Origin of the sequence: Azonexus hydrophilus (genome assembly GCF_001956855.1) — a bacterium.
Lineage (GTDB): Bacteria > Pseudomonadota > Gammaproteobacteria > Burkholderiales > Rhodocyclaceae > Azonexus > Azonexus hydrophilus_A.
Genome location: NZ_MTHD01000002.1, coordinates 498,087 through 520,572 on the forward strand (window position 1 = coordinate 498,087; position 22,486 = coordinate 520,572).

Sequence of the window (22,486 nt, forward strand, 5' to 3'; positions counted from 1 at the left end):
CGGGAATCGGACATGACGCTACCTCTGGGGCTCTATGATCAGTTGCTTACCGAGACCCTATGGCAGACGCTCTCCCGGACGGCCGACGCTGATAGCCGGCTGCTCGATTCGCTCACGGCACAAGATGCGCCTGCTTGCCTGACCGATGCCTTGGCACACCAGCTCAAGAAAATTCTGGAAGACATGCAAGGGGAGGGAAAAGAAAAACTCCTCGGTCAGCTGGATCTGGTCAATTCCCTACTCGTCAGCTTGCGCCAGCGTCTTGAGCCTGAAACTGCCGTCGCCGCGGTGGATATGTTGGCCACTCCGCCGCAGGTGCTGCGGGCCATCTATCGGCAGTCGGTGCCACCCGAGATGCCGGCAACCGGCCTGGCACTACCGTGGTTGTTCACGGCGGGCAAGGGTTCTCCCTCGCTATTGACCGAGTTGCGTCGGGAACTGGCAGCTTGCGATCAGGTGGATATCCTGGTCAGTTTCATTACCCATTCCGGGGTGCGCAAGCTGCTCGACATCCTGCAGTCGGTCACTGCTCAGGGCGCTGACGGTCTCCCGCGCACTCGTCTGCGGGTGTTGACCACGACCTACACCGGCGCCACGGAAATTCTGGCACTCGATGAACTGGCTCGTCTGCCTGGTTGTGAAATCCGGGTTTCCCTTGATGGCCGGCGGACCCGGCTACATGCCAAAGCGTGGCTGTTCCGACGTCGGACCGGCTTTGGTGCAGCCTATGTGGGTAGCGCCAATCTGTCAGGCGCCGCCTTGATGGGCGGTCTGGAATGGACGGTGAAATTCACCGAGCGCGGGCAATCAGACCTGTTTGAACGAGCCCGGGCACACTTTGAAACGCTCTGGGAAGACAGCGAATTCCAGCGCTATGACCCGGCCAATCCGGCGCACCGCCAGGCGCTGGGCGAGGCGCTCAAGCGCGAGTCGGGCGAGGATATCGTCGCCCGTCCGACCTATTTTGATCTTGAGCCCAAGGCCTATCAGCAGGAAATGCTCGATCAACTGTACGTCGAGCGGGAACACGACCGCTGGCGCAATCTGGTGGTGGCGGCGACGGGTACCGGTAAGACGGTGGTGGCCGCCTTCGACTACCGGCGCATCTGTCAGCAGGAGGGCGGGCGGCCGCGCTTGCTGTTCGTCGCGCATCGCGAGGAAATCCTCAAGCAGGCCCTGCGGACTTACCGCGAGGTGCTGCGCGATCACGCTTTCGGTGAGTTGCTGCTCGGTGGCGCGATTCCGCAAAGTTTTGATCACCTTTTTGCCACCATCGACAGCATAGCGGCGCGGGATTTGCTGGCGCGTTGCGGTGCTGAACACTGGTACGTTGTCGTGGTGGATGAGTGTCATCGCCTGGCGGCGGACCGTTTCGACGCGTTTGTCACCACGGTTCGGCCGCGCATCCTGCTGGGGCTGACGGCGACGCCGGAACGTAGCGATGGCAAGCCGATTCTTGGGTATTTCAGCAATCGGCCGGATGGCTCACCTGCCGTTGAATTGCGGCTCTGGCATGCCCTCGAACAACAATTGCTGGCGCCCTTCGAGTACTACGCCTGTGATGACGAGACCGACTTTTCCGAAGTGCCTTGGCAGCAGCCCGGGGAACTTGCGGCGGTAGATAAGCTGGTGACCGGTAACGACGCCCGCGCCCGTTTGGTGCTCAATGAATGGCGCCGTCTGGCGGGCGATCTGACCCGTGGCCGGGCGCTGCTGTTCTGCGTTTCGGTGGCTCACGCGCAGTTCATGACGGCGAAGCTGAATCAAGCCGGTATCAAGTCCTTGTGCGTGGTCGGCGATACACCCCTTGAAGAACGGCGACGCGCACCGGAAAGGCTAGCCAGGGGCGAGGTGGCGGCGCTCGTTACTTGTGACCTCTATAACGAGGGCGTGGACCTGCCGCTGGTCGATACGCTGTTGCTCCTTCGTCCGACCCAAAGCCCGGTGCTGTTCCAGCAACAGATCGGCCGCGGGCTGCGTTTGGCCAAAGGCAAGGAAAGTTGCCTGATCCTCGATTTCGTCGGACGCCATCGGGAGGAGTTCCGCTTCGATCGCCTGCTGTCGACGATTACCGGGCTTTCGCGCGGTCAACTGGTTGAATCGGTCGAAAAAGGCTTCGGGACACTACCGCCTGGCTGCCATATCCAGTTGCAACGTCAGACGCGAGAGCAAGTGCTGCGCAGCCTGAGAAAGCTGGTGCAGCAGAACTGGCGCCGGCTGCGCACCGAGTTGCAGGCTTTCGCCGCTTTGCGCGGGCGCAGCAATATCCGCCTGGCCACTTTTCTGAGGGAACAGGGGATTGAACTGGATGACATCTACCGCAGCACCGGTCGTTCCGGGTGGGCCAATCTCAAACGCGATGCTGGCCTGCTGACGATGCCGGTGGGGGACGAAGACGATTATTTCGGCCGTCGTTTCAGCGACCTTTTGCACATGGATGATCCTGCGCGTACCGACATGCTTTTCAGGATTGCCGAGCCGACGGCGATTTACCAATGTGTTGATGCACGAGAGCAACGCCTGCTGCAGATGCTTGCCTATCAGGTGGATGCGCAACAGCAGCAACTGGGTACTGGCGAAGCGTTTCTTGAAAGATTGCGGGCTCACCCGGCGCATCTTGCCGAGTTGGCGGAAATTGGCGAGGTGTTGCAAGCCAGAAGCGTGTTGAGGCAGCGCGCTGTGCCTGGATTGGAAGATGTTTCCCTCTGTCTGCATGGGGCTTATGGAATCCGCGAAATCCTTACCGCAGTCGGCTGGTTGACACCGAACAAACGCGCCCCTTTCCAGGCGGGTGTCCTTGCGCTACAGGATCGCAAGGTCGAACTGCTGTTTGTAACCCTCGATAAAAGCGAGGGCTACCACGCGCAGATCGCTTATCACGACTATGCCATCAGCGCTGATTTGTTCCATTGGCAGTCGCAGAATGCTGCCGGCCCGAACACGATGGCGGGGCGGCGCTACCTGGAAAGCCCCGATAACGGCTGGCGTTTCCAGCTTTTTGTCCGGACGACGAAAGGGACACCCTATCGCGCTTGTGGCCCGGTCATGCTGGAGCGTGCGGAAGGGCAGAAACCGATGAATATTCAGTGGCGTCTGTCGGTGCCATTGCCGGGAAGCTTGTTCCGGGAATTCAGTATTCTGCGCGGGGAGTAATTGGAGGTTGGCTTGTGGCTTTGCTGGTGCCTATCTAGGCGCCTAGATCAGTGCGCCGTATCGTCCAGATGCTTCACATCGTCGCGGTCGCGCTGGTTGGCGAAGTGGCGTTCGCGGATCAGGTACATGATGCCGCTGACGAACAGGCCGAATAGCGTGAGGACCCAGTAGATCGACATGTCGGCGCGGATCATCACGTAGTAGAGGCCGGTCATCACGAGGATCGACAGGTTCTCGTTGAAGTTCTGCACGGCGATCGAGTGGCCGGCGCCCATCAGGATGTGGCCGCGATGTTGCAGTAGCGCGTTCATCGGCACGACGAAGAAGCCGGACAGGCCGCCGATCAGGATCAGCAGCGGGACAGCCAGCCACATGTCGTGCACGAAATTCATGATCAGCACGATGACGCCCATGGCGATGCCGAGCGGGATGACCTTCACCGATTTGCGCAGCGTGATGAACTTGGCGGCAACGATCGCGCCGCCGGCGACGCCAAAGGCGACGACGCCCTGGAGCATTGAGGATTTGGACAGGTCGAGGCCGAGGGCGACTTCGGACCATTTGATGACGATGAATTGCAGCGTTGCACCGGCACCCCAGAACAGCGTGGTGACGGCCAGCGAGATCTGGCCGAGGCGGTCGCGCCAGAGCAGCGCCAGGCAGTGGTTGAATTCGTGCAGCAGGTAGAAGGGATTCTTCTTCAGCGGCTTGTGATCCACGCCGGTATTCGGGACATAGAGATTGAACAGTGCAGCCGTCAGGTAGAGGACGGCGATGATGGCGACCGCCATTTCGCCGGAGGTGTCGATGCCGGTATCGATCAACGGGAAGTCGAAGGCGAGCAGGTTGTAGGCGACGGCGGGCTGGATCAACAGGCCGCCGACGACCACGCCGATGATGATGGCGCCGACCGTCAGTCCCTCGATCCAGCCGTTGGCGACGACGAGCAGGCGAGGTGGCAGGTATTCGGTGAGGATGCCATATTTGGCCGGCGAATAGGCGGCGGCGCCGAGGCCGACGACGGCGTAGGCAATCAGCGGGTGTACGTCAAAGAACATCAGGCTGCAGCCGAATATCTTGATCGTGTTGCTGATCAGCATGACCCGACCCTTGGCCATCGAATCGGCAAAGGCGCCGACGAAGGCGGCCAGGACGACGTAGGAAAGGGTGAAGCAGGTCTTGAGCAGGGGTTCGTATTCGGCCGGTGCCTGCATCTCGCGCAACGCGGCGATGGCGGCAATGAGCAGGGCGTTGTCGGCCAGCGCGGAGAAAAACTGCGCGGCCATGATGATGTAGAAGCCGAACGGCACGAAGCGATGTCTCTTTTTTGTATTACTTTGGGCGTGGTTTATACCACGGATTGCCGTTGGTGAATCGGGTTGGTGCAGTCTGCAGCAGGCAGTTTACGCGCCGATGACGCGGTCGACCGGGAAAATCTGCAAAAAATACACGCCGTTACGTGGCGGCAGGCTTGAGTGTGGTTGAATATCGCTCTTCCGCATACTGGAGATTTCCCATGGCTGACCGGCGTTTGCAGGTTTTTCATGCCGTAGCCAAACAGCTCAGCTTTACGCGCGCCGCCGATGCCTTGTTCATGACACAGCCGGCGGTGACCTTCCAGATCAAGCAACTGGAAGAGCAGTACAGTACCCGCCTGTTCGAACGCCGGCACGGCAGCATCGCGCTGACGCCGGCCGGCGAACTGGTGCTTGAATACGCCGAGAAGATCCTCGCCCTGTCCGATGAGATGGATATCCGCATCGGCGAGATGACTGGCGAGATGCGCGGCCCCTTGCTGGTTGGCGCCAGCACGACCATCGCCGAATTCATGCTGCCGCGCGTGCTCGGCGAGTTCAACGCGCTTTATCCGCAGGTGCGGGCGCGGCTGATCGTCGCCAATTCGGAAAGCATCGAGAACCGGGTTGCCGAGCACACGCTTGATGTCGGCCTGATCGAAGCGCCGGCCAAAGTCTCCGGTCTGAACAGCCAGATCTGCTGCGAGGACGAACTGGAGGTCATCTGCGTGCCGGATTATCCGCTGGCCGAGTTCGCTGTGTTGCGGCCGGCTGATCTGGCCGACTATGAATTCATCTCGCGTGAGCCCGGTTCCGGTACGCGCGAAATAACTGATGCCTATTTCCGCAATCACGGCATCGCGCCGGAATCGCTGAAGACGCAGATGGAACTGGGTAGCCCGGAGGCGTTGAAGGGGGTGGTATCCACCGGGCTCGGTTTTGCCATCGTGTCGCGGGCGGTTGCTGCCAAGGAAAAGCAGCTCGGTGAATTGCTGAGCATTCCGCTCGACCCGCCGCTCAAGCGCAGCCTTTATCTGGTGCATCCGCAGGAGCGCTTCCAGTCGCGCCTGCTCGTTACCTTCATCGACTTTGCCCGGCGCAAGCTCAAGGAGCGGGCAGTATGAATACCTCCCGGCCCATTCGCGCGCGCATTTCGCCCGCGGCCATTCTGCACAATTACCGCCAGGCCAAGGCTAGTGCCCCGGATGCCTGGGCGTGGGCGGTGGTCAAGGCCGATGCCTATGGTCACGGCCAGTTGCGCGCTGTCGAAGCGCTGCAGGGCGAGGCCGATGGTTTTGCCCTGCTCGAATGCGAAAACGCCGTCGCCCTGCGCGAAAGCGGCGTGCGCCAGCCGATCCTGCTGCTCGAAGGCATCTTCAGCGAGCGCGATGCCCAGCAGGTGGTCAAGCACGGCCTGCACAGCGCCGTCCATTGCCTGGAACAGATCGACATGCTGGTCGCCCACGCGCGCGCCGACCGGCCGCTGAGCATCTATCTCAAGTTGAACACCGGCATGAACCGGCTCGGTTTCGATGAAGCCACGCTGCCACTGGCCTGGGAGCGGCTCAAGCGCATTCCTGCGGTCAACCTGACCTTGATGACACATTTTGCCGAAGCCGACGGCGAGCGCGGCGTGCTCTGGCAACTGGAGCGCTTCCAGGCGCTGGCCGGCGAATGGCACGGCCCGGTCAGCCTGGGCAATTCCGCCGCCATCCTGCGCCATCCATTGGCGCACGGCGACTGGGTGCGCCCCGGGATCATGCTCTACGGTGCCAGTCCCTTTGCCGATCAATCGGCCGACAGTTTCGGCCTGCAGCCGGCGATGGCGCTGGAGAGCCGGATCATCGGCGTGCAGACGGTGAAGACCGGTGACCGCATCGGTTATGGCGGCACTTACACGGCGGAACGGCCGATGCGTATCGGCATCGTCGCCTGCGGTTACGCCGACGGCTATCCGCGCTCGGCGCCGACCGGCACGCCGATTGCCGTTGCCGGCCAGATGACGCGTACCCTCGGCCGGGTCTCGATGGACATGCTGGCCTGCGATCTCAACGATCTGCCCGAGGCCGGCATCGGCGCGCCGGTGACCTTGTGGGGACGCGGCGCCGCCGGTTACGTGCCGGCCGACGAAGTCGCTGCCGCTGCCGGGACCATCGCCTACGAACTGTTCTGTGCACTGGCGCCGCGCGTGCCTGTTGCGGTCGACGGGCAATAAATGGCAAAAACCAAGACTCAGTACAGTTGCACCGAATGCGGTGCGACCAGCCCGAAATGGCAGGGCCAGTGTCCCGGCTGCAATGCCTGGAACACGCTGGTCGAAACGGTGGCCGAGAAGCCGGGCGGGCATCGTTTCGAATCGCTGGCGCCGACGGTCCGCTTGCAGAACCTGGCCGATATCGAGGCGCGCGAGACCGATCGCATTCCGACCGGCATCGGCGAGTTTGACCGGGCGCTCGGCGGCGGGCTGGTGCCCGGCGGCGTCGTGCTGATCGGCGGCGATCCGGGCATCGGCAAGAGCACGCTGCTGTTGCAGGCGCTGGCGTATCTGGCGCAGGGACACAAGGTGCTTTACGTGACCGGCGAGGAATCCGGCGAACAGGTTGCGCTGCGCGCCCGCCGGCTGAACCTGGAGACCGGCTCGCTGCCGCTGATGGCCGAGATCAACCTGGAACGTATCCTGTCGACGCTGCAGGCGGAAAGGCCGCAGGTGGCGGTGATCGATTCGATCCAGACGCTGTGGTCCGATCAATTGTCGAGCGCGCCGGGGTCGGTGGCGCAAGTGCGCGAATGCGCGGCGCAGCTGACGCGGCTGGCCAAGCAGGCCGGCATCACCGTCGTGCTGGTTGGCCACGTGACCAAGGAAGGCGCGCTGGCCGGGCCACGCGTGCTCGAACACATCGTCGATACCGTGCTCTATTTCGAAGGCGACACGCATTCCAGCTTCCGTTTGGTGCGGGCGGTGAAGAACCGTTTTGGCGCAGTCAACGAGTTGGGCGTTTTCGCGATGACCGAAACCGGCTTGAAGGGCGTCAGCAATCCGTCGGCGCTGTTCCTGTCGCAGCACGGGCAGGAGGTTGCCGGTTCCTGCGTGATGGTGACGCAGGAAGGGACGCGGCCGCTGCTGGTGGAAATCCAGGCGCTGGTCGACACAGCGCACGGCAATCCGCGCCGGCTGACGGTCGGGCTGGATGCGCAACGCCTGGCGATGTTGCTGGCGGTGCTGCATCGTCACGCCGGCATCGTCTGCTTCGATCAGGATGTCTTCGTCAATGCTGTCGGCGGCGTCAAGATCGGCGAGCCGGCCGGTGATCTGGCGGTGCTTCTGGCAATTACATCGTCCTTGAAAAACAAGGCATTGCCAGAGAAACTTATAGTGTTTGGTGAAGTTGGTCTGGCCGGCGAGATCCGCCCGGCACCGCGTGGTCAGGAGCGTTTGAAGGAAGCCGCCAAGCTCGGTTTCACCCGCGCGCTGATTCCGGAAGCCAACCGGCCGCGGCAACCGATCCCGGGCATGGAAGTGATTGCCGTCAAGCGCGTCGAGGAAGCCGTCACGCGCATCCGGGATCTGCAATGATGTTCACCATGGCCTGGCGCATGCTCCGGCGCGAACTGCAGGCCGGCGAATTGCGCCTGCTGTTCGTGGCGCTGCTGATCGCCGTGGCGGCAGTGTCGGCGGTCGGTTTTCTCGCCGACCGGGTCGGCCGGGCGCTGGAACTGGAGGCGCGGCAGATGCTCGGCGCCGATCTGGTGGTTGTCGCCGACCAGCCGTTGTCCGATGCATTCGTCGAAGAAGCGCATCGGCTCGGTTTGCGCACGGCACGGACAATGATTTTTCCGAGCATGGTGTTCGCCGACGGCCGGGCCCAGCTGGTCGAAATCAAGGCGGTCAGCAGCGAATATCCCTTGCGCGGCCAGTTGCGCACGGCGCCGGGGCTGGATGCAGCGGATGTTGCGGTCGACGGCGGTCCGGCGGCAAAAACCGCGTGGGGCGACGAGCGCCTGTTCAGCAGTCTCGACCTGAAACCGTCGATGCCGCTCGGCGTCGGCCAGTTGCACCTGCCGGTGACGGCGCTGCTGACGCGCGAGCCGGATCGCAGCCTGAACCTGTTTTCGGTGGCGCCGCGTCTGCTGATGCACATCGACGACGTGCCGGCCAGCGGCCTGATCCAGTTCGGCGCCCGCGTCCGTTACCGCCTGCTGCTCGCCGGCCCCGACCAGGCGCTCGCCGATTGGCGCGGCTGGGTTGAAACCCGGCTCGATCGCGGTCAACGCCTTGAAGGCATCGAAAATGCCCGGCCGGAAATCCGCAATGCGCTCGACAAGGCGCAGCGTTTTCTCGGGCTGGCGACGCTGTTGACCGTGATTTTGTCGGCGATTGCCGTGGCGCTGGCTGCCCGCCGCTACATGCAGCGCCATCTCGACGCCTGCGCCGTGCTGCGCTGCCTGGGCACGACACAGGGCCGCCTGCTGCGCCTGCATGCGCTGTCCTTCCTGATCATGGCGCTGCTGGCCGCCGTGCTTGGCGCGCTGCTCGGTTTTGCCGCGCATTTCGTGCTGGTTTCGGCAATGGCCGGGCTGGTGACGGCGGATCTGCCGCTGCCCGGTGCCGGGCCGGCTTTAGAAGGCGCGCTGGTGGCCGGCGTGCTGCTGTTCGGTTTCGCCATGCCGCCCTTGCTGCAACTGGCCCGGGTGCCGACGCTGCGCGTGCTCCGGCGCGAACTCGGGCCACCGGCGCCGCTTGCTGTCATCGGCTACGTTGTCGGTTTCCTGCTGTTGTGCGGCCTGATCGTCCGGGCCGCCGGCGACCTGCGCCTGGGCGGGCTGGCGGTGGCCGGTTTTTCTGCGGCGCTGGCGCTGTTCTGGCTGTTGGCCTGGCTGTCTGTTCGTCTGGCCGGCCGCCTGCGCGGCGGTGCCGGTTTTGGCTGGCGCCAGGGACTGGCGACGCTGGCCCGTCACGGTACGGCCAACACGCTGAAGATCGTGGCCCTGGGCATTGGCCTGATGGCCTTGCTGCTGCTTGGCGTGACCCGCCTGGAACTGGTTGATGCCTGGCAGAAATCGGTGCCGGTCGATGCACCGAACCGCTTCGTCATCAACATCCAGCCGGAGCAGCGGCAGGCGGTCGCCGACTGGCTGGCCGCTCGCCAGATTGCCGCCGAGCTGGCACCGATGGTGCGGGCGCGGCTGCTGCGGATCAACGACCGCGCAGTCAGTGCCGCCGATTTTCCGGACGATGACCGGGCGCAGCGCCTGGTCGAGCGCGAGTTCAACCTGTCGTGGCGCGCGGAATTGCCAACCGGCAACGAGGTGGTCGATGGCCGCTGGTTTTCCGGCAAGCCGGGTGAGGCCTCGGTCGAGGTCGGTCTGGCGCAGACGCTCGGCGTGACGCTCGGTGACCGGCTGGTGTTTTCGGTCGCCGGTATGGAAAAAAATGTCACCGTGACCAGCCTGCGCAAGCTGGACTGGGATTCGATGCGCGTCAATTTCTTCGTGCTGACACCGCCCGGCGTGCTCGACGATGCGCCGGCCAGCTACATCACCAGCTTCCATCTGCCGGCAGAAAAGCGCGCGGCGGCCGGGCAAATGGTCGAAGCTTTTCCCAATCTGACGGTGATCGACATCGACGCCATCCTGGCGCAGATCCAGTCGGTGGTCGGGCAGGTGGTCGGCGCTGTCCAGTTCGTCTTCCTGTTCACGCTGGCGGCGGGGGCGGTGGTGCTCTACGCGGCTTTCCTGTCGGCGATTGACGAGCGCCGCTTCGAACTGGCGGTGATGCGCGCGCTCGGCGCCCGCCGCGAGCAGTTGCGCGCCGCCTTGCTGGTCGAACTGGCGGCGATCGGCGGTCTGGCCGGCCTGATTGCCGCTTTGGGCGCGGCCGGGGTCGGCCAGTTGCTGGCGCGTCAGGTGTTCCAGATCGAACCGGCGTTCTCGCTGACGTCGCCGTTGCTGGCTGCCGCCGGCTGTGCCGTGGCGACGACCTTTGCCGGTTGGCTGGGCATGCGCCGCCTGCTCGGCGTGCCGCCACTGGAGGCCTTGCGCCAGGGCGCTTAGGGAAATGCTGGATTGTCGCGCTGCGCTCGCAATGACGTTGGTGTCGGGTCAATCAGCAGTTTCCTGCAGCAGCAGTTCGATGATGTTGCGGTTGCCATCGCGGCGGTAGCCGATTTCCTGGCTCATGCCCTGCAACAGGGCCAGCCCGAGGCCGCCGATTGTGTTGTCGTCCGTGGCTGGTGGTGGCTGGCGTGGATCGAAGGCGAGGGCGGTATCTTCGTAATGCAGCGTCAGTCCGCGCTTGTCGCGGGTTAGCCGGAGATGGACCGGCGCGCCGGTTTTTCCGGAAAAGCCGTGGTCGACCGTATTGATGAACAATTCTTCCGCCAGCAGTTGCAGACGCAGGCTGTCGCCGTCGCTGACCGAGAGTTGCGCGCAGGCAACGACCAGACCTGCGAACAGGTCCGCCAGTGCGCTGTGGCACGCTGTGACAGAAATTTCCGTAGAATGCTGAGTCATGACATCGGAGGGAAAGTACGGCAATGATTAAATCACATCGCGTCACCGCTTTCATGCTCGCCGGCATGGCTTTTTGCTATCCAGCCTGGGCGGCCGAAGTCGCCGGCATGATCAAGACCAGCAGCGGCCAGGCTGTCATCGAACGCAACGGCGAGAAACTCGCGGCTACCGTAGGCACCCGTGTGCTGGTGGCCGACAAGTTGCGTACCGGTGGTGATGGCGCAGTCGGCGTGACCTTGCGCGATAACACCCGTCTGTCGGCCGGTCCGAATTCGCTGATCGTCATCGAAAAGTTCGCCTTCAACAGCTCGACGCACGACGGCAACATGTCGGTCGGTGTGCGCAAGGGAACGCTGTCCGTGGCGACCGGCAAGATTGCCAAACGCACGCCGGAATCGGTGGATTTCCATACGCCGACCTCGGTGCTCGGCGTACGCGGCACGGAATTCATCGTCGAAGTGGAAAATGGTCGCGATGATTAAGCCAGGCCATCTCCTGCTGCTGGTGGGTTTGCTCAGTGGTTGCGTCAGCGACCGTGTCGTCCTGCTGCCGTCGCCCGATGGCGCAGAGACGGCACTGGTGGTCCGCGACGCATCGGGCGAGCGGGTGCTTGACCGGCCATATGCCGCAACCAATACCCAAGCCCTGGCGGCACCCTTCGATTTTCGTGCCAATCCCGAATATGTCGAAACGCGCTATGCAGCGGTCTTGCAGGCTTTGCCGCGCGGTGCGGTCAGCCATGTGCTTTATTTCGAGACCGGCGGCGATCGCCTGACCCAGGCGTCGTTGGCAGAGCTCTCCGCCTTGCGCCAGCAGATTGCCAACTGGCAGGCATCTGAAATCATGGTCATCGGCCATACCGACCGTGTCGGTTCGCTGGCCGCCAACGATGCCTTGTCTGCGAAGCGGGCGGAAGCGGTGCGTGAATTGTTGATCGGCGAGGGGATTCCGGCGGAGAAGCTCGAAGTGGCCGGGCGCGGTGAGCGCGAGCCGCTGGTGCCGACCGCCGACGAGGTCGATGAGCCGCGCAACCGTCGTGTCGAGATCAACGTTCGCTGAGCTTCGGTCCCGGCCAGCTCAGCAGCAGTAGCGTCAGGTCGTCGGCGGGTGCTTCGCCGGCTTCGAAACGGCGGACTTCATCGCGGATCTGCCGGCACAGGGTGTCTACCGGTGCCAGCGGCAAATCGGCCAGGCAGGCGATCAGCCGCTCGCTGCCGAACAGCTGTTCGCCGTGGCAGGCTTCGCTGACGCCGTCAGTAAACAGGCACAGCAGGTCACCCGCCTGCAACTGGGTCCGGCCGCTCGGGTAGGGGTAATCACCGAGCGCACACAGCGGCGGGCCGGCGATATCGGCGGTTTCGATGCGCATGACTGTGCCCTGGCGTTTGATCAAGGGGGCATCGTGGCCGGCACAGACGTAGTCGAGCGTGCCTCGGTCGACATCGAGAATGGCGATAAAAGCGGTGACGAACAGGAAGCCTGGATTTTCCCGGCTGAGTTCGCGTTCGATGTCGCAGACCGCAGCGGCCAGATCGTCATGGCGGCGGGTCAGCGTGCCGCTGAGGGTTTTCGCGATGGCCATGAACAGGCTGGCCGGCAGGCCCTTGCCCGAGACGTCGCCGATGGCGATGCACAGGTGGCTGGCGTCGAGCATGAAACAATCGTAATAATCGCCGCCGACAGCGCGGGCCGGTTCGAGGATGGCGGCGATGGCGAAACGCGTCTCGCCGGCAAAGATTTTCCCGGGATCTGGTAGCAGGCCCATCTGGATGCGTCGGGCGGCGTCGAGTTCGCCAGCGACCCGCGCAGCGTCTTCACGGCTGGCCTGCAACTGTTGTTCGGCTAAGCGCCGGCGACCGTCGGCAACGATCAGCGTATTGCCGAGCAGCGACATGAAAACCGGACTGAGCAGCAGCGTCAGCGATGGCCCGTCGAACAGCCAGCGGCCGGTGACGAAGGCGAGGTAGCCGGTACCGACCAGCACTGCGCCGACACCGGCAAAGGTGAACACGGCATAACGCGGGCGTAGCGCCGGCACGGCACTGATCAGCAGCAATCCACCGGCGAGCAGCGCCGTCATTTCCAGCAGCGGCATCCAGTGCGGACGCCGCAATGCCGTCTGTTCGAGCAGGCTTTCGATGACCTGGGCGTGGATGTCGGCGCCGGGCAGGCTGTCGCCGAGCGGGCTGATGACCCGGTCCTGCAGCCCGATGCCGTTGAAGCCGACGATGACGAACCGTGAGGCGAATATTTCCGGCGGATGCACGCCGGCCAGGACATCGGCGGCTGACAGGTAGTAGTTCGCGCTGGCCTTGCCGAAATGCAGCAGCAACTCCCCGTTTTTCTGCGTTGGCAGGCGGTAGTCGCCGATGCGGATCGCCTGCATGCCGGACGCGCCGCCTTCGACAACAACCTGGCCGCCACCCAGGGCCAGGCGGAACATTTCCAGCGGTAGCGACAGATAGGGCTGGTCTTGGATATGGGCCAGCGTCGGTACCCGGCGCAGGATGCCACGCTCGCTGTGCGAGATCAGGCCGTCCGGGCTGGCATTGATGAAGCCTTCGCCGGCGGCGGCGAGCTGCAGCTCCGGACGGCTGGACAAGGCGCTGGCAAAACGGGGCAGGGCGGTGTCTGCATCCGGGTCGATGTGCAGTGTGGGCAGCGGGTGAATCGGGTTACGGGCGCCGGGCAGCTCGCGGCTCAGTCCGACCACTGCGAGCGCCGTGGGGGCCTGGGCGATGACATTGGCCAGCGCACGATCCGGGTCCGGCAACTTGTGCAGAAGCTCGGCGGAAGCGGCGGGCAGGCGGCGGGCGATCAGGTCCGGCGCGTGCTGGTCGCGCTCGGCAAAGACGAAGTCGAGGCCGACCGCCAGCGGCCCGCCGGCCTGTATGCGCGCCAGCAGTTCGCCGACGCGGTCGCGCGGCCACGGCCATTGGCCCAGCGCGACGAGGCTCTGGCTGTCGATGCCGACGATGATCACCGGCTCGTTCGCGCGCGTTCGCGGCAGCAAGCGCTGATAGCGGTCGAACTGGCTCGACTGCATGCTGTGCAGCGGCGTCGCTTCGATGTTGTGCAGGAGGACTGCCGCGAGTATCAGCAGCAGGCCGGGAAGCAGCCGCCCCTGCCCGGCGCGCAGCAGGGCGACGGCCAGGGCAAGCGACTTGCTCACAGGTCGAGGGTCAGTCCGTCGTAGGCGGAAACGACATCCAGTGGCAGGTTTTCACCGCGCGTGATCTGTTCGAAACGGCGGGTTTCGGTGGCCAGGCGGCTCAACTGCTTGTCGTCGTGGATCGGTTCGTGGTGGAACAGCGCCAGACGCTTGACGGCCGCAGCCTGGCACAGTTCGACGCCGACTACGTTGCTCGAATGTCCCCAGTCGGATTTGACCGATGCGGCTTCGGCCAGCGAGTACATGGCATCGAAAATGACGAGGTCGGCCTTGGCAAAGAATTCGACGAAGCCGTTGAAGGATTCGATGTCGTCGAGCTTGTGTTCGGAATCGGTGCTGTACACCACCGACTTGTCGAGGCTGTCGAAACGGTAGCCGTAGGAATCGCCGGCGTGCAGCTGCAGTTTGGGCGTGACGTTGAGGCCGCAGATGAAATGCGGCTTGCCCGGGGTCATCAGGTCGAATTCGATCTTCGCGCCGGCCTGCGAGTAATCGACCGGGAAGCAGGGCGCCCGCATCTGCAGGCGGAAGGCTTCCTCGATGCGTTCATGGCAGCCGTGGACGATGATGCGGTTGCCCGGGATGTACATCGGCGCAAAGAACGGGAAACCCATCAGGTGATCCCAGTGCAGATGCGAAATGAAGATGTGGTAGGTCTGCGGATTGGGCACGCCGTAACGGGCGATCTTGGCCTGGCCGAGCGGACGGGCGCCGCTGCCCATGTCGCAGATGATGTGTTCGCGTTCGTCGGTCAGGATTTCGACACACGACGAATTGCCGCCAAAAGTGCCGTTGACCGCAAAAGGCAGCGAATCGACGAATTCGTCGAGGGCGGCGCGGTTGCGGAAATTGCGACCATTGGCCGAAACCAGTGCCGAGGCGATCTTGTCACGGATGTCGCGGCTGGTCAGTGCTGTCGGCAGCGAGCCGCGGGTTCCCCAGAAGATGACCTGTTTCATTGGCCGAGCACCTTGCAGGCCGCTTCGATGCTGGTGTAGCAGGGAACGATCAGGTTGAAGCGGCTGATCGTGAATACTTCCTGCACCAGCGGCGTCAGTGCGGCAATGGCAAAACCGCCCTGCTGGGCCTTGGCCTGGCGTGAGGCCATCATCAGCACGCGCAGGCCGGCACTGCTGATGTAAGTGACCTGGGAGAAGTCGAGCAGCACGGGCGCCTGGCCCTGGACGCAGCGGGCGAGCAGGGGATCGAGCGCCTGAGTGAACTCTTCGGCAATGGCGTGGTCTATCCGGCCGCTGACGGAAACAACCAGAACGCCAGCCTGTTCGCGGGTTGGGAGATTCATCATTGCTTGAACGGTTTCAGGCTATAGGGTGAAGGGCAAGTATGCCATGGCGGTCAGCGCACTCAGGTAAAATATTGCAATGCTCTCCAACACGACACAGCCGGCCCAGCGGCCTCTTTTTTCCTATCGCAAATTCTGGGCGCACCGCTTTGGTCCAGCCCCCTTCCTGCCCATGTCCCGGGCTGAAATGGACCAGCTCGGCTGGGATTCGTGCGACATCATCCTGATCACCGGCGACGCCTACATCGACCACCCCAGCTTCGGCATGGCACTGGTCGGGCGTCTGCTCGAAGCACAGGGCTTCCGCGTCGGCATCATCTGCCAGCCGGACTGGAATTCTGCGGTCGACTTCCGCAAACTGGGCAAACCCAACCTGTTCTTCGGCGTCACCGCCGGCAACATGGATTCGATGGTCAATCGCTACACGTCGGACCACAAGCCGCGCTCGGATGATGCCTACACGCCGCATGCCGAGGCGAACAAGCGCCCGGATCGGGCCGTCACCGTCTATGCCCAGCGCTGCCGCGAAGCCTTTCCCGGTACCGCCGTGGTGATCGGTTCGATCGAGGCCAGTCTGCGCCGTATCGCGCACTATGATTACTGGTCGGACAAGGTGCGCCGTTCGGTGCTGCCCGATTCGAAGGCCGACCTGCTGGTTTTCGGCAATGCCGAGCGCGCCATCGTCGAACTGGCGCACCGGCTGGCCAAGGGTGAAAAGATCGCCGACATCCGCGACCTGCGCGGTACCGCCTTCATGGTGCCGCATGGCTGGCTGCCGTCGGCCGACTGGGACGAGATGGACTCGACCGAGGTCGACACACCGGGACCGCTGGTCAAGCACGCCGACCCGTACGCGATGGAACCGGCAAAAAATACGCAGGATGCGCCGGCGACCGCAGCAGGCGAGCAGGTCGTGCGCATCATCTCGCGTGCCGAACGTCTGGCCGCCCGGCGCGAGCGTCGTGCCCACACCGTCGTCCGGCTGCCGGCCTACGAGCAGGTCAAGGACGATCCGGTGCTCTACGCGCACGCCTCGCGTACCTTCCATCTCGAATCTAACCCGGGCAACGCCCGCGCGCTGCGCCAGGCGCACGGTGAGCGCGATGTCTGGCTGAACCCGCCGCCGATCCCGCTGACCACCGAGGAACTCGACGGCGTCTACGAACTGCCGTATGCCCGCCGGCCACATCCGGCCTACGGCGACGCCAAGATCCCGGCCTGGGAAATGATCCGCTTCTCGGTCAACATCATGCGCGGCTGCTTCGGCGGCTGTACCTTCTGCTCGATCACCGAGCACGAGGGACGCATCATCCAGAGCCGCTCGGAAGACTCGGTGATCCGCGAGATCGAGGAAATGCGCGACAAGACGCCGGGTTTCACCGGCATCGTCTCCGACCTCGGCGGCCCGACCGCCAACATGTATCACCTGAAGTGCAAGGACGAAAAGATCGAATCGGCCTGTCGCCGCTTGTCCTGCGTTTACCCGGACATCTGCGAGAACCTCGGTACCGACCATTCGAAACTGATTTCGCTGTACCGCAAGGCGCGCGAACTGAAGGGCGTGAAGAAGGTGCTGATCGGCTCCGGCCTGCGCTACGACCTGGCCGTGCGCTCGCCCGAGTACATCAAGGAACTGGTCACCCATCACGTCGGCGGTTACCTGAAGATCGCGCCGGAACACACGGAAGAGGGCCCGCTGTCGAAGATGATGAAGCCCGGCATGGGCGCCTACGACCGCTTCAAGCAGTTGTTCGACCGCTTTTCGCGCGAGGCCGGCAAGGAACAGTACCTGATCCCGTATTTCATCGCCGCGCATCCGGGAACGACCGACGAGGACATGCTCAACCTGGCGCTGTGGCTGAAGAAGAACAACTTCCGCCTGGACCAGGTGCAGACCTTCCTGCCGACGCCGATGGCGCTGGCAACGACGATGTACCACACCGAGAAGAATCCGCTGAAGAAACTGCAGCGCCGGGGTGGCGAGCATGTCGGGGCGGTGCGCAACGGGCGCCAGCGCAAGCTGCACAAGGCTTTCCTGCGCTACCACGACGCCGAGAACTGGCCGCTGCTGCGTGAAGCGCTGAAGGAAATGGGCCGCTCCGACCTGATCGGCAACGGCAAGAAGCAACTGGTGCCAGCCTGGCAGCCCGCCGGCACAGGCTTGAAGCACAGCGTGAAAAATGCCGAATTTTCGCGGTCGACCGCAGAAAATCGCAAAAAACCGTCAGCCGCACCTGCCGCCGCTCAGCGTCCGGTGCCAGGCCGGCCGTTTGTCGCCGGCAAGCCGGCACGCAAGCCACGGCCGGGCAGATAAACAAGACAGGGAGAACCCATGGAAAACAGCACCACGACGACTTACGAAAAGATCGGCGGCGAAGCAGCCGTCGGCAAACTGGCCGATCGCTTCTATGAATTGATGGATACCGTGCCGCAGTTCGCCGAACTGCGCGCGATGCACCCGGAAAGCCTGAAGGGATCGCGGGAAAAGCTCTTCATGTTCCTCTCCGGCTGGTTCGGTGGTCCGGACCTGTTCGTCGAGAATTACGGCCATCCACGCCTGCGCGCCCGCCACATGCCGTTCGCCATCGGCACCCAGGAGCGTGATCAGTGGGTCGCCTGCATGGTGCTGGCGATGGAGGATGTCGGTATCGAGGAGGGCATCCGCGCCAAGCTGCTGGAGAATTTCTTCAACACCGCCGACTTCATGCGCAACAAGGAAGGCTGAGCGCTGCCCCGGGTCAGCGCGCTGCGCTGGCCTTGAAGAAGTCCCAGATCACGTCGTTGGCCTGCAGGGCCTGCGAAGCTTCTTCCTTGCCCCGGCGCGTGGTTTGGACGCCGGGCCACGAATGGCCGCCAGCATCGGTCACGCATAGCCGGACTGTCGCCGTCTCGGCGCAGCCGGAATATTCGTCGCAATAGGCGCCAGGCTTGTCCAGCACGCGGCGCGGGCGGCTGTCGCAACGATTGCGCTTGACCCAGCGCGCTACCGTCTCGGGCACCGAGACGAAATTCATGACCTTGGCCGAATCGCGGAACGCATCCGGTCCGGCACCGCCATCGAACAGCACATGCGTATCGTTGCGGGCATGGATGTGCAGCACCGGGATCGGTCGTGCCGGGCGGCAATCGGCCAGCGCCTCGGTTCCTGCCACCGACGCCACGGCATGGAACAGGTCGGCTGCTTCACAGGCCAGGCGATAGGCCATCATGCCGCCGTTGGACATGCCGGTGGCGAAAATCCGTTGCCGATCGATACGCACCTGCGCGCCGATTTCGTCCACCAGCGCACGCACGAAACCGACGTCGTCGCTGTTCCGATCCCGTGCATCCCCGCAACACCCGCCGGCATTCCAGGTCGCCAGCCGGCCGCGCGGAAATTTGCTGTAGTCGTTGGGGAATACGACGATGAAACCTTCACGTTCCGCCTTGGCGATCAGTCCGTAGCGCTCGTCGTCGGCCATGTGTGCAGCGTGTCCGCCTCCGCCGTAGAACGCCATCACCAGCACCGCAGGCCGGGCCGGGTCATGGGTGCGCGGGATGTGCAGCACGTAGTTTCGCAGCACGCCCTGAAAACGCAATTTCAGTTCATGACTGCCGATGCTGGCTGGCTTGGCTGGTGTTTGTTCGGAGTGCTCGCGCAAGCCTGCCGCCAGCACTCCGGTCAGATTGACGGCAAGAAGCAGTGCAAGGACAAGTTGTTTGCAGTAGTGGCCTGGCATGCTCTGGGCAGTTATCGAACGATGGCCGTGATGATATCAACATCCCGTTCGGCTGCCTTGCGTGTACTTGAGCTCGTCTCGGTTTTTCCTTTGCCGGTTTTCTTGGCGAGCGCTGTCTTGTTGATGTTTTTACGTGGTGTTGCCGGTTTTTTTGATGGTTGTTTGACGTCGTCATTTCTCTGCTGTGCTGTTTTTCCTGCGGCCGGCAAGCTGTCTTTTTCCTTTGCGCCATCTTCCGTGGGCGGACTGACAGTGATCAAGGCAGCCTGCGTTTCCTTTGCAGCTAGTTGCTGGGGCAATTTTCCGGTTTGTGCAATCAGCTGAGGGCTGGCGTGAGCTGGTTTTTCCGAAGTTGCTGAAAACATGGAGGCCAGTTGATTGCCGTAATGCAGAGCAAGAAACAATCCGGTCGCGGCGATACCGAACAGTACCAGTGGTGCAGTCCAGGACATTTTGTCGGCATTCAGGGAGGAGGCGTTCCCGGAAAGCCTGGCGTTTTGCGGGTCAAGATCTTGCAGGATGCTCATTGTCGTGCCTTCGTTTTTCGTGGAACTCAACCGTCTCGGGGTTCGTTTTCGTGGGGTTATGAATATACTGAAGGCATTGTAATATGAAAAATGGAAGTTCACTAAGCTACTCATATGTACTAAAATCTGCCGGTTTTCAGTTTATTAATGGGGAAATAATATGTTGAATGAATTATCCGCTGGTGGGTGTGAAGAGGGTTCGGTGACGTGCTAATCCTTGGTGCGGTCAGCTATTTCCTGTTGATCGCCGCCATTGTCCTGATGGTTGCTTTTCCCGCATGGCGTTATCGTCTGGCGTCGATATGCCGCCTGACCTTGAACAACGGTGCGAAACCTGTCACTCGATTTGCCCACGGTTTTTTCACGAATCTCCGGCGCATTCATCTTGGCTCGACCTCAGCCATTCATCGCCTGCGGATACTGGTCATCTCTCATTCAGCACTGTCGCTAGCGGCAATCCTGATGCTCGTCCTGCCGTCGATGTTTGCCTGGGTGCTGGGTAGTCCTGTGGTGTTCGATTTTTCTGAAAACGGAAGTGGCGGGGATCGTCAGATTGCCGTGTTGCTGGAAGGGGAACAGCTGGTTCCCCCGCCATCCCTGCCGCCAGAGGCGTTCGCCACGCGTGAGGTGGAATTGGTGCGCCCCGACGCCATTCATGCCAGCCGGAACTGGGATTTGCTGGATGCCGAATTCACGCAGCGTCTTCTCGTTGTATTCAAACTGATGAAAGAACGACATGGATATGACATGGTTCTCATCGAGGGCTATCGCAGCCCTGAGCGGCAGGAAGCCTTGCTGGCACAGGGAAGTCATGTCACCCGGGCCGGGGCCAACATGAGTTACCACCAGTACGGGCTGGCTGCCGACTCGGCCTTCCTCAGGAACGGGCAGGTCATCATCTCCGAGCGGGATTCCTGGGCCATGAGAGGTTACGAGTTGTACGGGGAAACTGCCGAACTGGTCGGGCTGACCTGGGGGGGGCGTTGGCAGATGCGTGACTACGGTCATGTCGAGATGCGTCGCAAAGGCGTTCTTGGGCAATCAGGACGTTGAGATTCATGTCTCTTCCACAGAAACAACATTGGAGAAATCAATGACCAGGCCATTCATCCTGCTGGGAGACAAGACCGATCACGGTGGTGTCGTGATCTCGGCATCCGGCTCAAGCGATTGCAACGGCAAGGGAATCGCCAGGATCGGCGACAAGGTTACCTGCCCGCGAAAGGGGCATGGCAGTGTCACGATCATCGTTACCGGGGATCCGACGGCAATCATCGATGGTCAGCCGGCTGCCCGGCATGGTGACAGAACTGCCTGTGGCGCAATTCTCCTGGCCAGCCAGTCGCTGACCACCGATTGAAAGGGGCAGGTCGAGGCATGCGGGCGATGGCATACAGGGTGCTGAGCGGGCTTGGTCTGACACTGCTCATCTGGATACTGGTCCTCGCATGGTGGCAATCCAACGACCATCAGCCGAGCAGTGCGGATCTCCTGCTCTACCTTGTAGCTGTGCCAGGCGCATTGATCGCCGGCTACTGGTTGCTGCGGGGCGTTATTGAACAGCTGAAAGCGCCTCCGCTCGCTCTTTCTCCAGCACCGCTTGTGCCGGATGACGACCCATTGTCTGGTGCGCGGGCGATCAGTACGGCAACCGAGCGCGGATTTTCATTATTTCTGGTTGATGCCTGGGTACATGTGGCGGCAGGAAATTCAGCCGATGACATCGTGGCTGCCGTCGAAGCGGGTTCGCGTCCCGGGCCCAGTGAGGAAATCATGGACGATGCAGGGTTCCCCGTTTTTGCTGCCGAGGTGAAGGATATCGATGTTGACGGCATGAACGAGCAACTGCTGCGCGACGGCAAGGATATCCATCCTGCCCTGGCGATACCCGCGATACTTCGCTCGATCGTCTTGCTGGATGGTGTCATGGCAGCGGCGATGGACCGTGCCAAAGAGATCATGGAGTCCGCTGGGGAAAAGATATCCCTGCAAGTGTTCTGGTTGCTGCCGGGCGATTGGGATCCGGCGCATCGCGATGCCTTGCGGGGCTGGTTCGAAAAAACCTGCGGGGCAGGGCATTTCGCCAGCACGCATGACGTGCACCTGATTTCCGTCGCGAGCGAAGCAGATGCGATGAAGCAGCTTGATGAACTGATATTGCGTGCGAATCGAAGTTTGCCTGACAAGACGCTGATGCTGATCGCCGGAGCAGTATCAGCCGTGGATGAACAAGTGGTCGCACGATGGTCTTCCCGTCAGGGATTGTTCTCGGCAGGGCATCAGCAGGGGCAGATTCCCGGGGAAGGGGCTGTTGCCCTGCTGCTGGCTGAGCGCAATGCGGTCGAGTTTCTGCGATTGGAGGATGTCGCAGAGGTGAGCCGGGTGATGCTTGGTGCGAGAGACAAACGGCTGGATGCCGGAGGCCGGATCAGCGGCAGACTTGTCGAGCAACTGCTTGCCGGCCTGCTTGACTCAAGCGGTCTGGAAGGCGAGTCCATCAAGGCTGTCGTTCTTGATACCGACCACCGCGTCGGGCATGTGGCAGAGGCCATGGAGGGGGTGTTGGGAAGCTTGCCCCATCTCGATCCAGTCAGTGATTTTCTGGCGACTGGTTCAGCCTGTGGCGCCCTCGATCCCATTGGCAGCCTGGTAGCACTTGCCTGTGCGAGGACAAAAGTACTTGCAGGCCAGAGCCCCGTGATCTGTTTAAGCAATCAGCATGCCCTGGAAAGGGCGATGCTGATTGTCAGCCCTTTTGTTGCCTCTGACAAAACCGAACCCCGTATTTCTTGATCGAAGCCCAAATC

General features: G+C 62.6%; 19 protein-coding genes. 12 read left to right on the forward strand and 7 right to left on the reverse strand.

Annotation, left to right across the window (positions count from 1 at the left end; all coding sequences use genetic code 11):
- The first annotated feature begins 12 nt into the window (after positions 1–12).
- Positions 13–3,153 (forward strand): DUF3427 domain-containing protein, encoded by a 3,141-nt coding sequence (locus BJN45_RS06930; RefSeq protein ID WP_076093389.1) that lies wholly within the window; start codon positions 13–15, stop codon positions 3,151–3,153.
- 47 nt (positions 3,154–3,200) lie between these two features.
- Here BJN45_RS06930 and lplT read toward each other — a convergent pair whose 3' ends face one another.
- A complete protein-coding gene (gene lplT, locus BJN45_RS06935) occupies positions 3,201–4,463 on the reverse strand; it encodes a lysophospholipid transporter LplT (protein ID WP_076093392.1) in 1,263 nt (420 codons plus the stop codon).
- 206 nt (positions 4,464–4,669) lie between these two features.
- Between lplT and BJN45_RS06940 the strand changes: the two genes are divergently transcribed.
- Genes BJN45_RS06940 through BJN45_RS06955 form a run of 4 tightly spaced genes read left to right on the forward strand, consistent with a single transcriptional unit; the run spans position 4,670 to position 10,499 of the window.
- Positions 4,670–5,572, forward strand: coding sequence for a LysR family transcriptional regulator (locus BJN45_RS06940; RefSeq protein WP_076093394.1), 903 nt, complete (start codon positions 4,670–4,672; stop codon positions 5,570–5,572).
- A complete protein-coding gene (alr, locus tag BJN45_RS06945) occupies positions 5,569–6,663 on the forward strand; it encodes an alanine racemase (RefSeq protein WP_076093396.1) in 1,095 nt (364 codons plus the stop codon). The genes BJN45_RS06940 and alr overlap by 4 nt, the downstream gene beginning before the upstream one ends.
- A complete protein-coding gene (gene radA, locus BJN45_RS06950) occupies positions 6,664–8,022 on the forward strand; it encodes a DNA repair protein RadA (RefSeq protein ID WP_076093399.1) in 1,359 nt (452 codons plus the stop codon).
- The gene (locus BJN45_RS06955; protein WP_076093401.1) at positions 8,019–10,499 is read left to right on the forward strand and encodes an ABC transporter permease; all 2,481 of its coding nucleotides are present in this window, start codon (positions 8,019–8,021) and stop codon (positions 10,497–10,499) included. The genes radA and BJN45_RS06955 overlap by 4 nt, the downstream gene beginning before the upstream one ends.
- Positions 10,500–10,547: 48 nt before the next feature.
- Here BJN45_RS06955 and BJN45_RS06960 read toward each other — a convergent pair whose 3' ends face one another.
- On the reverse strand, positions 10,548–10,958 hold the full coding sequence (locus BJN45_RS06960; RefSeq protein WP_076093404.1) for an ATP-binding protein: 411 nt from the start codon (positions 10,956–10,958) through the stop codon (positions 10,548–10,550).
- 23 nt (positions 10,959–10,981) lie between these two features.
- On the opposite strand from BJN45_RS06960, the gene BJN45_RS06965 reads away from it, so the two are divergent.
- Positions 10,982–11,440, forward strand: a complete 459-nt coding sequence (locus tag BJN45_RS06965; protein WP_076093406.1) for a FecR family protein — start codon at positions 10,982–10,984, stop codon at positions 11,438–11,440.
- Complete coding sequence (locus tag BJN45_RS06970) at positions 11,433–12,017, forward strand: OmpA family protein (RefSeq protein ID WP_170873044.1); 585 nt, start codon at positions 11,433–11,435, stop codon at positions 12,015–12,017. The genes BJN45_RS06965 and BJN45_RS06970 overlap by 8 nt, the downstream gene beginning before the upstream one ends.
- Here the strand turns inward: BJN45_RS06970 and BJN45_RS06975 are convergent.
- Genes BJN45_RS06975 through BJN45_RS06985 form a run of 3 tightly spaced genes read right to left on the reverse strand, consistent with a single transcriptional unit; the run spans position 12,004 to position 15,436 of the window.
- The gene (locus tag BJN45_RS06975; protein ID WP_076093410.1) at positions 12,004–14,130 is read right to left on the reverse strand and encodes a CHASE2 domain-containing protein; all 2,127 of its coding nucleotides are present in this window, start codon (positions 14,128–14,130) and stop codon (positions 12,004–12,006) included. The two genes, BJN45_RS06970 and BJN45_RS06975, sit on opposite strands and share 14 nt — an antisense overlap.
- Complete coding sequence (locus tag BJN45_RS06980) at positions 14,127–15,089, reverse strand: MBL fold metallo-hydrolase (protein WP_076093413.1); 963 nt, start codon at positions 15,087–15,089, stop codon at positions 14,127–14,129. Before BJN45_RS06980 ends, BJN45_RS06975 begins: the two co-directional genes overlap by 4 nt.
- A complete protein-coding gene (locus tag BJN45_RS06985) occupies positions 15,086–15,436 on the reverse strand; it encodes an STAS domain-containing protein (RefSeq protein ID WP_205750555.1) in 351 nt (116 codons plus the stop codon). The genes BJN45_RS06980 and BJN45_RS06985 overlap by 4 nt, the downstream gene beginning before the upstream one ends.
- 169 nt (positions 15,437–15,605) lie before the next feature.
- On the opposite strand from BJN45_RS06985, the gene BJN45_RS06990 reads away from it, so the two are divergent.
- Complete coding sequence (locus BJN45_RS06990; RefSeq protein ID WP_240494511.1) at positions 15,606–17,747, forward strand: YgiQ family radical SAM protein; 2,142 nt, start codon at positions 15,606–15,608, stop codon at positions 17,745–17,747.
- Between the two features lie 18 nt (positions 17,748–17,765).
- Positions 17,766–18,158, forward strand: a complete 393-nt coding sequence (locus BJN45_RS06995) for a group II truncated hemoglobin (protein ID WP_076093417.1) — start codon at positions 17,766–17,768, stop codon at positions 18,156–18,158.
- Between the two features lie 13 nt (positions 18,159–18,171).
- On the opposite strand, the gene BJN45_RS07000 is transcribed toward BJN45_RS06995, so the two are convergent.
- Together BJN45_RS07000 and BJN45_RS07005 are read right to left on the reverse strand one after the other, a co-directional pair.
- The gene (locus tag BJN45_RS07000; protein WP_076093419.1) at positions 18,172–19,152 is read right to left on the reverse strand and encodes an extracellular catalytic domain type 1 short-chain-length polyhydroxyalkanoate depolymerase; all 981 of its coding nucleotides are present in this window, start codon (positions 19,150–19,152) and stop codon (positions 18,172–18,174) included.
- A gap of 11 nt (positions 19,153–19,163) precedes the next feature.
- Positions 19,164–19,679 carry a PepSY domain-containing protein gene (locus BJN45_RS07005; RefSeq protein ID WP_139326310.1) on the reverse strand — a complete coding sequence of 172 codons (516 nt, stop codon included), beginning with the start codon at positions 19,677–19,679 and terminating at the stop codon, positions 19,164–19,166.
- Positions 19,680–19,919: 240 nt separating this feature from the next.
- Here BJN45_RS07005 and BJN45_RS07010 point away from each other — a divergent pair, with 240 nt between their 5' ends.
- The 3 genes from BJN45_RS07010 to BJN45_RS07020 are packed head-to-tail and all read left to right on the forward strand — an operon-like array spanning position 19,920 to position 22,472.
- Positions 19,920–20,732, forward strand: coding sequence for a M15 family metallopeptidase (locus tag BJN45_RS07010; RefSeq protein WP_240494512.1), 813 nt, complete (start codon positions 19,920–19,922; stop codon positions 20,730–20,732).
- A 40-nt stretch (positions 20,733–20,772) separates the two neighbouring features.
- Positions 20,773–21,039, forward strand: coding sequence for a PAAR domain-containing protein (locus BJN45_RS07015; protein WP_076093425.1), 267 nt, complete (start codon positions 20,773–20,775; stop codon positions 21,037–21,039).
- A 26-nt stretch (positions 21,040–21,065) separates the two neighbouring features.
- Positions 21,066–22,472, forward strand: coding sequence for a hypothetical protein (locus BJN45_RS07020; protein WP_139326311.1), 1,407 nt, complete (start codon positions 21,066–21,068; stop codon positions 22,470–22,472).
- The last annotated feature ends 14 nt before the right edge of the window (positions 22,473–22,486 follow it).

Bases quoted from the DNA above. Each gene is read 5' to 3' on its own strand.
- BJN45_RS06930 (WP_076093389.1), top strand. From the start codon at position 13: ATGACGCTACCTCTGGGGCTCTATGATCAGTTGCTTACCGAGACCCTA.
- BJN45_RS06940 (WP_076093394.1), top strand. From the start codon at position 4,670: ATGGCTGACCGGCGTTTGCAGGTTTTTCATGCCGTAGCCAAACAGCTC.
- alr (WP_076093396.1), top strand. From the start codon at position 5,569: ATGAATACCTCCCGGCCCATTCGCGCGCGCATTTCGCCCGCGGCCATT.
- radA (WP_076093399.1), top strand. From the start codon at position 6,664: ATGGCAAAAACCAAGACTCAGTACAGTTGCACCGAATGCGGTGCGACC.
- BJN45_RS06955 (WP_076093401.1), top strand. From the start codon at position 8,019: ATGATGTTCACCATGGCCTGGCGCATGCTCCGGCGCGAACTGCAGGCC.
- BJN45_RS06960 (WP_076093404.1), bottom strand. From the start codon at position 10,958: ATGACTCAGCATTCTACGGAAATTTCTGTCACAGCGTGCCACAGCGCA.
- BJN45_RS06965 (WP_076093406.1), top strand. From the start codon at position 10,982: ATGATTAAATCACATCGCGTCACCGCTTTCATGCTCGCCGGCATGGCT.
- BJN45_RS06970 (WP_170873044.1), top strand. From the start codon at position 11,433: ATGATTAAGCCAGGCCATCTCCTGCTGCTGGTGGGTTTGCTCAGTGGT.
- BJN45_RS06980 (WP_076093413.1), bottom strand. From the start codon at position 15,089: ATGAAACAGGTCATCTTCTGGGGAACCCGCGGCTCGCTGCCGACAGCA.
- BJN45_RS06985 (WP_205750555.1), bottom strand. From the start codon at position 15,436: ATGATGAATCTCCCAACCCGCGAACAGGCTGGCGTTCTGGTTGTTTCC.
- BJN45_RS06990 (WP_240494511.1), top strand. From the start codon at position 15,606: ATGTCCCGGGCTGAAATGGACCAGCTCGGCTGGGATTCGTGCGACATC.
- BJN45_RS06995 (WP_076093417.1), top strand. From the start codon at position 17,766: ATGGAAAACAGCACCACGACGACTTACGAAAAGATCGGCGGCGAAGCA.
- BJN45_RS07000 (WP_076093419.1), bottom strand. From the start codon at position 19,152: ATGCCAGGCCACTACTGCAAACAACTTGTCCTTGCACTGCTTCTTGCC.
- BJN45_RS07005 (WP_139326310.1), bottom strand. From the start codon at position 19,679: ATGAGCATCCTGCAAGATCTTGACCCGCAAAACGCCAGGCTTTCCGGG.
- BJN45_RS07015 (WP_076093425.1), top strand. From the start codon at position 20,773: ATGACCAGGCCATTCATCCTGCTGGGAGACAAGACCGATCACGGTGGT.
- BJN45_RS07020 (WP_139326311.1), top strand. From the start codon at position 21,066: ATGGCATACAGGGTGCTGAGCGGGCTTGGTCTGACACTGCTCATCTGG.